The 11,089-nt window shown below is 44.7% G+C and carries 10 protein-coding genes, 1 other RNA gene and 1 pseudogene; 9 read left to right on the top strand and 3 right to left on the bottom strand.

Going from position 1 to position 11,089, the window contains the following annotated elements:
• The first annotated feature begins 87 nt into the window (after positions 1-87).
• Positions 88-294, top strand: a complete 207-nt coding sequence (locus POF51_RS31600) for a hypothetical protein (protein ID WP_271756741.1) — start codon at positions 88-90, stop codon at positions 292-294.
• Between the two features lie 202 nt (positions 295-496).
• Here the strand turns inward: POF51_RS31600 and POF51_RS31595 are convergent, their stop codons facing one another.
• Complete coding sequence (locus tag POF51_RS31595; RefSeq protein WP_271756740.1) at positions 497-850, bottom strand: helix-turn-helix domain-containing protein; 354 nt, start codon at positions 848-850, stop codon at positions 497-499.
• A 155-nt stretch (positions 851-1,005) separates the two neighbouring features.
• Between POF51_RS31595 and POF51_RS31590 the strand changes: the two genes are divergently transcribed.
• From POF51_RS31590 to POF51_RS31555, 8 genes and pseudogenes are all read left to right on the top strand, one after another.
• On the top strand, positions 1,006-1,470 hold the full coding sequence (locus POF51_RS31590) for a hypothetical protein (RefSeq protein ID WP_271756739.1): 465 nt from the start codon (positions 1,006-1,008) through the stop codon (positions 1,468-1,470).
• A gap of 63 nt (positions 1,471-1,533) precedes the next feature.
• Entirely contained in the window at positions 1,534-2,094 is a 561-nt protein-coding gene (locus tag POF51_RS31585) for a hypothetical protein (protein WP_271756738.1), read from the top strand.
• Positions 2,095-2,209: 115 nt separating this feature from the next.
• Entirely contained in the window at positions 2,210-2,611 is a 402-nt protein-coding gene (locus POF51_RS31580; protein WP_271756737.1) for a hypothetical protein, read from the top strand.
• Positions 2,612-4,132: 1,521 nt separating this feature from the next.
• Entirely contained in the window at positions 4,133-4,708 is a 576-nt protein-coding gene (locus POF51_RS31575) for a hypothetical protein (RefSeq protein WP_271756736.1), read from the top strand.
• A gap of 158 nt (positions 4,709-4,866) precedes the next feature.
• Positions 4,867-6,801, top strand: coding sequence for a DUF927 domain-containing protein (locus tag POF51_RS31570; protein WP_271756735.1), 1,935 nt, complete (start codon positions 4,867-4,869; stop codon positions 6,799-6,801).
• Positions 6,802-7,255: 454 nt separating this feature from the next.
• Positions 7,256-8,119 carry a tyrosine-type recombinase/integrase gene (locus POF51_RS31565; protein ID WP_271756733.1) on the top strand — a complete coding sequence of 288 codons (864 nt, stop codon included), beginning with the start codon at positions 7,256-7,258 and terminating at the stop codon, positions 8,117-8,119.
• 88 nt (positions 8,120-8,207) lie between these two features.
• Positions 8,208-8,381: a hypothetical protein gene (locus POF51_RS31560; RefSeq protein ID WP_271756732.1), complete on the top strand. Its 174-nt coding sequence runs from the start codon at positions 8,208-8,210 to the stop codon at positions 8,379-8,381.
• 57 nt (positions 8,382-8,438) lie between these two features.
• Positions 8,439-9,458: pseudogene (locus tag POF51_RS31555) on the top strand (recombinase family protein); the annotation flags it as partial.
• 497 nt (positions 9,459-9,955) lie between these two features.
• Here POF51_RS31555 and ssrA read toward each other — a convergent pair.
• Positions 9,956-10,311, bottom strand: a transfer-messenger RNA (tmRNA) gene (gene ssrA / locus POF51_RS31550).
• Between the two features lie 159 nt (positions 10,312-10,470).
• Positions 10,471-10,944, bottom strand: coding sequence for an SsrA-binding protein SmpB (smpB, locus tag POF51_RS31545; protein WP_069851553.1), 474 nt, complete (start codon positions 10,942-10,944; stop codon positions 10,471-10,473).
• Between the last annotated feature and the right edge of the window lie 145 nt (positions 10,945-11,089).

The following is an 11,089-nucleotide window of genomic DNA, read 5'->3' as shown; positions in this document are numbered from 1 at the left end:
GTTCACGAGTAAGGGTTTTTTATTTTCGAAACAAACCAGTTTTTGGGCCTATATTATATTCATGAATATTTGAAAGGAGTTGAATCCATGTTGCTACCAAATCTGCCGATCAAGACAATGGGAGGAAAAATGTTCTGGGACACCCTTGACAGGAGGAATGGATGGAAATTGCAGCAAAACCTTATCACTGGACATTTCCGTATCCTCGATCAGGACAATATGCGACAAGCGTGGGGACTTGAGGAGAGTAGGATAAAGCAGGCGTTTCGTAAATTCACTGAATATCGTTGTTAGTAGACCTAATATTAGGAGTTCCCAAAACCATCGACCTTTTTGTGTTTATCATAGAAGGTTTGGCTCTAAAGTACCCAAGCGTTTTTAGATGATTCTTGTTCACCATCCTACTTTAAAAACAAGAACAAGTTTGGACAAAGACAATTCTCCCAAACACTTTCCTCAATTCAAAAAAACAAGCGGAAGTGAGTAAAAAAATGACTCACTTCCGCTTTTCTACTTCCCAAGCAAAAACCATTTTTATGAGTGACAAGACAAGAGCACGGTCAGTAACTGGGCGTTCTGATAGTATCGCGACAATTTGTCCAAGTTCCGAATGAGCGTATAACGGGTCGATTGAATGGAACAACTGTTCCAAGGGAATCTGCAAGCTACGGGAGATCTTTTGCAGGCTTTCAATCGTTAAGTTCTTTTCGCCACGCTCAATCTGTCCAATGTAGTTGGTGTGCAGACCGGAACGCTCACCAAGCTGCTCCTGACTCAATCCCTTGTCCAAACGAAGAACACGAATCCGATCTCCCAATTCTTTCGCCAACTGTTTGGTACTCGCTTCCATTCACCCCACCTCTACTCAAGCGTATAAGAGGTGGGTTTTGTTTTACACACACTATAAGTGTTAATTGACTAACAGATAACACTCGTAAGATAATGTAGGAAGAATTTACTTAATCCGACGATTTCTTGACCTAGTATGAAAGGATGAAAGAGACAATGAAATTTGGAAAGGCCATAACGAGTGGATTTAATAAACTCTACGCCGTCTTGTCTGCGGTAGGTTTGTTCATCATTGCACTTTGGATGATATCTTACTGGTTGGGATTTGATATTGAAAGTGCCATAGACAAAAAAATCAGGCCAGAAAACCTCTACATTGAATCGGTCAAAGGTGGCTCACTTCAGCAATACACGCAAGAGCCTTTAGGGAAAGTGCTCGATACAGTATTTACAGATACCAAATGGTCGTACTACGAGGTAGATGGAAAATACTTTGTCCAATTTGACGGGCTGCACTATACGGCAGAGGGTAATAACGTGGCAAAAATTACATTTGAGGTCAAAGAAGGTGCCAACTTTGAGGTATCTTCCATAGCAGTGGACGGTAGAGAATTCTTTGAATTTGAATACGTCCCATTCATGAACATCGTCTTCAATGAGTATCAGAGTATAGGCATATAGTACAGTCGAAAAACGCAACCCAGTGAAGATACTGAATATCAACTTATCAATAAGGAGGGTACTATGCGAAAGATATTCAACGGTTTGTTGGGTTTGCTCGTCCTGTTAGCGTTTGGAATATACCAATTTGGAATCGTGGGAATCGCCCAGCACGACTACGAGGAAAAAGCCTTGTATGTTGCCAAATACAATAGTGAAACTCCCACCCCCGAGGATGAAGTGGATACCGCGTTTTGGTTAGCAGAGCGTGACATCCGATATCATCTGAGGGTGAATGATGATACATTTTTGGCAGAAAAGCTGAGCGCAACGGCTAATCTCTCGTACAATCTGTCCTACATTCTGAATCTTCCAGCGAAACTGATTCACAATGTTCTCTTTGACATTCAACTTGTCAATGATGTAGATCAAACAGACCTAGGAACCCTCACGATGGCTACAGTCATTCTGTTTGACCTTGTGTATGCCATTGTAGGCTTTGTCGGAGCATTGCTCATGCTACTTGTAGGAACCGTAGTTGGACTTGTTTGTAATCCTATCAATACATTTCTGGACATCCCCGCTTGCATTTGGGGTCTCCTGAAGACGGTTTTCTATGCTATCTATCATCTTTTTGCGTGGTAGTCACGTTTCGTTTTATTAGTTGTTGTCAATCATTACAAACCAATAAAATTCATGAAAGCACCTACCCTAAAAACGATGGGGAAGGTGCCTTTTGCAATTGAGGAGGAAACAGAGCATGAGAACAATTAAGAGGATACAGGACATACTCATCCTGCGGGAAGCAAGCGTATTTTCAAACGGCTTTATGAACTTCCTGGAAGAAGAGTTTCTAGGGTTGAAGGAAGCGTTTGACTTTGACGGTTTGGATGAAACTTTCACTCTAGAATACGGCTATTTGGTGATTTTGCAACGTGGAGACAACCTGCGAGACTTGAGTATGGTCGGACTGAAATGGGCACAGAATGGATTGCTAAGCTGCATGCCAGAGTATATCGAAAAAAATGAAAGAGAAGGAGAGGTTTGGTACAAGGTAGTGGTCGTTTTCTCCAATGATGACGGTATGATCTTCTATGTTCCTGAAGAAACCGTTGCGAATGACGATGAAATAAAGACGTGGCTAGAGGAGAATATGGAATGAAAACTGTCAAAGAAGCAGCGAAAAGGGGCAACATCGTCCGGCTTCAAATGGTGCGGGAGTCTAGTCTCCTTTACTCGCAGTGGCGAATCAGAATGGTGTCTGTCGGATCGCTGGACAGTTCAATCGCTCACCCCGGAGAAACTTTTAAAACCGCAATCCGGGGAATCAGGTTCTCGACCACATCATCAGGGAACATAACGTGCCTACCACTTCATGAAAAGTAAGGATGAGAGTACTCCTGCCTGAAGAATACTGAGAGGAGAGGAAAGCATGGGTCGACTAGTTTTAGAGATAGCCATCGTCGTTCTGACTGCCGTACTGAAATACAAGAAGTAAGATAAATGGAGAGGATTACTTGAATCAATCAAGATAGAAATCATCTGGTTAATAGCTAGGAATGAGTAAGGAAGAAGTAATCGCCTTCATTACAGAAAAGTATGGAGTAAATCAAGAAGATTTCTATAAAAGACTACTTTAAAAAAATAAGCAGGTTACAATGTAATTTTGGGCAGATATTGTTTGCTCATTTTTTTGCTTTCACACACAGTGAAACGTATTGATAAAAGTCGATGTTTTACGACGACGTGGGCTCCACTATAGACCTGGAGGAATATTGTGTACCCGCGACGAAAAAGGAACCTTATCTTAACTGGATAAAAGCAACGACCGCAGCTGGGAGTAATATCTTACGGAAATAATTTAGGAGTAGGAAATTGGCGAATGGCGCAACTCATGATGAATCGCGAACTGCTTGGAAGAAAGATAAGCTGAAAAAGGACAGATACATCCCAAGCCACAGTTGGCTAGTAACAGAAACTGTCCGCTTTTATCTGCAAGTAAAGGAACCCCCTACTCAATACAAGGAAGGAAATTTTTTTGGAATTAATGATTGATTTTCCAAATCCCTTATAATATAATAACGAGACATTTGAATACCTCGCAACGAATGGAAGCCTCTGCTGTGACGGACATAGTGCCTGAACACCTGCATGCTAACGTGAGTCAGTAAGCCGGACAGTAGCCGCGTGCGAAGTCCGTTCTAGACGCCATTTAACAAGAGGAATTTTTTCAGAGCCTTGATTAACCAAAGGGTTATTTAGGGTACTACGAAAAGATTCTTACTGTTAACGGGCGTCTTTTTTGTTTCTCAAAAGTCGTCCAGACGTTCGAGATTCAATTTACATAGTGTCAGGAAGGAGATGGTGAGTGCCCCTGATATTTTCTGCCGCCCCGACGCAAGTACCTCCGGGGTGGCAAGCAAAGTCCAAGTGACTCAAGAGATTGCGCCGTCCGCCCCTTGGGCCCCTTTCGAATCAGACAGATTTTTGCTATCGATCGCATCGGAAAGAGAAAGGTTCTTTCCCGTAATACGTTTACCCGTAACCAACAGGGAAATGAGTTGTTGTTTAAGGATAAGAGAAGTTATCCATACAATGGTTTATTTGGAAAAGGGAACAACCGACTTCAGGAGTCCCTTTCGTTAGTACATCTCATTACAAATAAGCAAAGGAGATCAGATATATGGACAAGATGACGAATTTAGTAGGGAAGATCGAAACAGAAGATGACCTTATTGACCAGGAAGAGCTTGAACTTCCAGAATTCGATATGGAGTTTGATGAATTGAATGATGAAGACAATCTGGCAGAACCAAATGATTTAGATGACGAGGAAGTTGATCGGAACGAGTCAAGTGAAGATATAGACAGTCCGGATTTGTCCGAGTTTACTCCGTCCGTTTGTGAGCAGACAGGAAGAACGGTTGGACAGTCAGGTGTTATGTCCGTTGTGAACTCAAAAAATGGCGTAAGGGTGGCGCTAAGCAAAGAACTTATAGAACGCTTAGGTCATCCAAAAACCATTCAGATTGGCTTCTCCGATCATCTGATCGCCATTTCAGAGAATTTGGGTGATCGCTATACATCTTATACAATGCAGAAAAGCGGACCGAAGAGCATTATTTACCGCAGTAAATTGGTCAAGCAGATTACGGAAAAATATCGGCTAGATTTTTCGAATCGAACGTCAGTTACCTTCACGGAGGTAAGCTATAAATCGCTTGGAGACAAGATAGTTGCACTAATAAGCGTGAAATAGCGAAAAAAGCAACGGCTGATATTTGATTGTCAATGTACGTTTATGAATTGGAAGCTACCCAGTTGTCCATCTGGGCCTGAAGCGGGATGGCAAGTAAACGTCTACCTTCCCCCTATTACGATTTATATGGTCACACACAATTTAATGGAGGATATTCCATGGGATATGAGATGACTCGCAAAAAGCGACGAATGGAACAGTGGCAGCATCCTGAGAAGCATGAAATGACAAAGATTGAAGAGGATGAAGCCAATCTGGATGATGGGAGTCCTGTCGATTCAACCGATTCTGAGCTTGAAACGGCTGGAACGGTGAAGCCGAAAAAGAGAAAAGGACAGGGCTGGTCGCCCACTAATAGAGAGTTCCGTTACAAGCAATTTGTCGGCCGACAAGATAAACTGTATATCTTGAAAAAGGACGAGAATGACAAGTTAGTGGAAGAAGAACTTGCTGATCTTGTGGTTATTGAAAAAATATATGAGAACATCGACGATAATACCTTCGAGTTACTCCTGAAGTATTGGTACTTGAATCAATGGCGCGAATTATCAATTAAACGATCGCAACTTCAATTGAACGAGTTGACGAAATTGCTAGATTATGGAATTGACGTTCCCAATTACAAAGCTAGTCAAATTGCTAGGTTTCTCTCTCTGCAAGAAAAAGACGCACCGTTACATAAGTCCCATCGACACTTGGGCTGGGCAGACCGCAAAGGGGAACTTGTCTACAAGCACCAGGAGCTTCTTGGCCGTAACCTATTGGATTCTTCGACGTACGAAGGGAACTTACTTCTTCAGAAAGGTACCTTTGAGGGCTGGAAGCAAGTAATCAAGCAGGAGGTGCTCGGCCACACTCCCCTGGAGTTCGCGTTGACGTGCGGGTTTGCCGCCCCGCTCGTCTCCCTCATTGCCAAATTGGTTGATTTGGAAGTCCTTATTTTCCACGCGTTTGGCGATTCTGCACAAGGAAAGACGACAGCCGGACGTGTTTTTGTCTCCCCTTTCGGCCTCCCTTCCAAACGGGAAGGCGGTCTGATCCTCCAGTGGTTAGCGACAAAAAATGGGCTGGTGGGTCAGATTAAACAAAAGCATGGACTCCCCCTTGTCCTGGACGAGGCATCCATGAACCGTATGTCAGACTTTACCGATATATTGTATCTGCTAGCCGAAGGGCGTGAAAAGGCCCGGATGACAAAAGAAATTCAGGAACGTGAGCGCGCTTCATGGAGTGGGGTCTTTTTCTCAACAGCGGAACATTCATTACACCAGAAATCTAATCAAAACAGCGGTCTATTGGTACGGTTGCAGGAAAAAGGAAACGTGCCTTGGACACGTTCAGCCGAAAATGCAACCGAGATAAAAGAAGGTCTCCTGAAGCATTATGGTCATGCGGGGCCAAAATTTATTGAGTTTCTGCTAAAAACAGGCAAAGATGCTATTTTGAACATCTGGAAAAAATGGTCAGAAATTTGCTACGGCAAAATGGTCGTAAAGGATGGACTGTCTCGTCGTATAGCCGACAAATTTGCTCTTATTCTTGCAACAGCTGATTTAATGAACCAATGCTTCGATTTTTCTGTAAACAAGGATGGAATCCTGGAATTTTTGTTGGAAATGGATCAGGAAAATGCAAAAGGACGAGACCTTGGTGAACGGGCTTACCAGTATCTGAGACAGATTGTCGTCCAGCATCAGATGAGATTTATTAAAGCCGACGACAAGCCAAACGGTGAAATCTGGGGGAAGATGACTCGTGGTTACGACCGAAAAATTGAAGTGGCCTTCTTGCAAGAGCCCTTTAAGAAATTGTTATCCGACGGAGGGTTTGACGATTATTCAGTTGTGCTCCGCAAGCTGAAAGAAAAGGGATATTTGGACCACGAACGTGACAAGAATACCAGAAAAAGAAACGTTAACCCCACTACTAACAAAAGAGAACTGGTGTATTGTATCAACTTTGACAACTCTTTTGAGAAGTTGCTGAATGGCGTGACACTATCTAGTTCACAAGTGCAAACGGCACCTCGCAAGTCGAAAGGAAGCAATAAGGTATCATTAACTGAGGACCATGACTTCCCAGAGGAACCGTAAAATGCTGGGGCAAACCCCTTTGCTACGCCACAGTCGGGGAGATAGGTAATTGTTGACACAGATGGGGCTTGACCGTTCTCCCCTTCCCTGCCACTTTGTCCGTGGAATGAGAGGCTTACTGAAACACGACGGAAAGTTGGGAAAGAGACCATCCCTTGAACAGTAGTTTGGTCGTAGGGAAACAGCCTTCCTTGATTGATTCGTTCGGCTGCGACAGCAGGTTCGAAAACTGCCTACACTTGTAGAAAATAATGCTCCGCCCCCTGCCTTTTATTTGATCCGCTCGAAACAACTGGGGCAACTGGGACGGTTCCCCCCTTCGCTTACGTCTCTTTGGTTTGTTCGCGTCCCAGCCTGGGATTGGCGCAGGGACTCGTCCCGCCAAAATCGTCTTTACTAGATTTTCATTCAGATATTATTTCCTTGAATGGAACAAGAAAGGGAGAGTTGAAGCATGCATCAGTTTACTAACGTTGTCGAAATGTTCCTACAATATATGGAATCTAAGGAGCGAAGTTCTGAGACAATTAGTGGCTACTCGAAGGATCTGATTGCCTTTTATCGTTACTTGGTGCAAAAGTACAACAGGAAAGTCTACATCGAAAATGTTACAGAGGCCGACATCGAGGCGTTCTTATTTTTGCTCAAAATTCAAGGCCAAAAACCAGCAAGCCGTTCCAGGAAACTGTACTCCTTGCGCTCGTTCTTTGCGTATGCTCGTAAAAAAGAGTTTGTGCCGAAAAACATTGCTCTTTCCGTTGACCCTCCGAAGCTACAACAGATGGAGAGGGTGTATCTTTCCGAAGGTGAGGTGACGGAACTGGTCGAAGCCATTGAGCATCCGTTGATCAGGATTACCGTTATGACCTTGTACTACACCGGTCTACGTATCTCAGAGTGCCTAAATTTGACAATCAGCACAGTTGACCTAGAAAAAGAACTTATTCTTGTCGTGGCAGGCAAAGGGAACAAAGATCGGTCTGTCCCTATCTCCAGTAAACTTCTTCCGATTCTTCTGGATTACATCCATAACCATCGCCCAAAGTTAGACACCGATTACTTCTTTGCCACACAGAAAACCGGGATGCTCTCACCGGTTTATGTAAATCGGGTTCTGGGTGAAACCGTCAAAAAGTTGGGTTGGAAAAAGAAAGTGACGGCTCACATTCTGCGCCACAGTTTCGCTAGCCAACTGGTCAAGAAGAATGTGAATCTGGTCAATATCCAGAAATTATTGGGGCACTCGTCCCTGAAGGTAACCAGCATCTACACTCACAGTAATATTGACGAACTCAAAGATGCGGTGAACGAGCTTTAGCTGTGTGACCTGTCCCCATCGTTAATATTCTAAATAACAATTAAAACAGAATCCATCTCTGAAAAAGAATGGGGAGGCACGATAAACAATGATCCGATCCTACAAAACCACGATCTCGCGACAAAATCTAAAGAACGGACAGTACCTTCCAGAGAAGATCACCATCGTCAGAGAAGAACCCATGGATTACGACGCTAACCGCCGTTACTACGTTTCAGCAGTTGCGCTTCTCAGCAAGATGTACGATGAACTAAACAGATAATTCACTCCCCTCCTCTTCTTTGGGAGGGGAAATACTTTACGAGAGGAGAAACCAGACATGAACAAAAAAGCAGCCATCTACGCCCGCTTCTCCAGCGATAACCAACGCGACGAGTCAATCGACGCTCAAATCCGAGCTATCGAGGATTACGCCAAACGTAACGGCTTTGACATCGTAAAAGTCTACGCCGATCGTGCCAAAAGCGCCACATCAGACAAGCGCCCCGAGTTTCAAAAAATGATTCAGGACAGTTCACTCGGCCTGTTTGAAGTAGTCATTGTCCACAAGCTGGATCGCTTCAGCCGTGACAAGTACGACAGCGCCACCTACAAACGAAAGCTGAAGCAAAACGGAATCAAGCTAGTCAGTGTAACCGAAAACTTGGACGGCTCACCGGAAAGCGTCATCCTGGAATCGCTTCTTGAAGGAATGGCTGAATACTACAGCAAAAACCTTGCCCGAGAAGTAATGAAAGGCATGAGAGAGAACGCCTACCAGTGTAAGCATACAGGCGGCCTTGCTCCCCTCGGCTACGATGTAGACCCAACGACAAAGCAGTACATCATCAATGAAAAGGAGGCAGCCCCGATCAAACTGATCTTTTCTATGTACCTCGACGGCTACGGCTACAGCAAAATCCTCGATGCACTTAGCGCTAAGGGGTACAAAACAAAATTGGGCAGGCCGTTCGGCAAAAACAGTATTCACGATATCCTGCGGAACGAAAAGTATTCCGGTGTCTATGTTTTTAACAAAACAGCAAGCAAAGATGCATTCGGCAAGCGAAATAGTCACTCTATAAAAAGCGATGAAGAAGTGATTCGTATTCCTGATGGTATGCCCGCTCTTGTCTCCCCCGAGGACTACCAAAAGGTCGTGGAAAAAATGAATGCAAACAAACACTCCCCTGCCGCTTACAAAGCAAAAGAATCCTACCTGCTCAGTGGCTTGATTGTTTGCGGTGAGTGCTTGGAGAAACAAGGCCAAGACTTTGCCATGATGGGCAACTGCCGACCGATTGGTAGAAACAAAATGAAGTACGTCACCTACCGCTGTGGCAACCGAGACAATAAGAAGAACTGCGACAACAAGGAATTGCGCCGGGAACACATCGAAAGCTTTGTCATCTCCGAACTGCACAACAAGATTTTCAATGACGATGTGATCCCTCAATTGGTTGAGCAGTTGAACGACTACCAGAATTCGCTGAACACAGAAAGACAGGAAGAGTTGTCAGCACTAAAAGTCACTCTGCAAGATGTCACCAAGCAACTCGACAACATCGTTTCAGCAGTTGCCCAAGGCTTTACTCAATCGACTTTCCTTGAAAAGATGACGGGATTGGAAGAACAAAAAAGCAAGCTTGAATTCAGCATCAAGGAGTTGGAAATGAACAACAAAAAAACAGTCATCACAGAGGAAATCCTGCAACAACTGTTTGGCATGTTCAAGTCGTATGTAGCTGAGAAAAACATTCCTGAAATCAAGAAGTTCATCGGAAGCTATGTCGAAAAGGTTATTGTCTACAAAGAGAATGTAGATGTGATCTTCAAGATTAAAATTGTGGATTTGTTAGGTGGAGGCGGGGGGATTCGAACCCCCGTCCGAAAACAGCGATACATGAGCATCTCCGAGCGCAGTCACTCATTTAAATTTCGGTACCGGATTCGCGGAGTGACGCGCTGACCCGTTACCTAGCCTGATTGATCTTCTTCCTTCGGCTCCAGGCGGAAGCCTCCGGCGTATCCCACTAAAGTTGAGCGCTAGTCATGCCACATGGGCGATGGAATGGTAGCGCCTCACTGGTTATTAAGCAGCGAGAGAAAGTTGTTTGTTGCCAGTTAATGGCGTTCCGCGTTGTTGACGAGGTCCGCAGCCCCCCGGCTCGCTTCTCATGCTCTACCATCCCCGTCGAATCCAGAACGCCCCCAGGTAAGGTGAGAAAAAGTCTAGGTGAAGAGCCATTAAATCCGCACCTAGACTATATTGTAACTAACAGTGTATTGGCTTGTTGTTGCTTATTAAATATAGCACAGGCGACAACCAAAACTCAACGTTGATTGCTGCCAAGCCTGCCAGTGCAATCCAATCAACCTTTTTGACGTTCGCGCAGAGCACGCTCGATATCACGCGCAGACTCTTTTTTCTTGAGGTCTTCGCGCTTGTCGTAGTTCTTTTTCCCTTTGACAAGTGCGAGCTCGACCTTGGCCCAGCCGCCCTTCAAATAAATGCTGAGTGGGACCAGCGAGTAGCCTCTTTCGCGAATCAGACCATTGAGCTTGAGGATTTCCAAGCGACGCATCAGCAGCTTGCGAGTCCGCTCTGGCTCATGGTTAAAACGATTTCCCTGCTCGTACGGACTGATGTGTACATTGTACAGAAGCAATTCGCCATTCTGCACACGGGCGAAGCTGTCCTTGAGCTGGACACGCGCCGCACGCACGGACTTGATCTCCGTACCGGTCAGCTCAATGCCTGCCTCGTATACTTGCTCGATGTGGTAATCGTGGCGCGCTTTTCGGTTTTGGGCGATTGTCTTGGTTCCGGCCTTCTCTTTTGACATGGAGATCACCTCACTTGTACGTACTGCGTTTCGTACCAGTTAGTCTAGCAAATTTTGCCCATTGTGGCAAGTCATTTACCCGGTAAATAGCCATCCCCGAAAAGGGAAACGGATCGCTCCGAGTACTTTTCGGGGTTTAAACAAT

Source organism: Brevibacillus sp. AG (assembly GCF_028369215.1).
Lineage (GTDB): Bacteria > Bacillota > Bacilli > Brevibacillales > Brevibacillaceae > Brevibacillus > Brevibacillus porteri.
The sequence above is the reverse complement of the archived record's forward strand: the minus strand, read 5'-3'. Positions and strand labels throughout refer to the sequence as shown.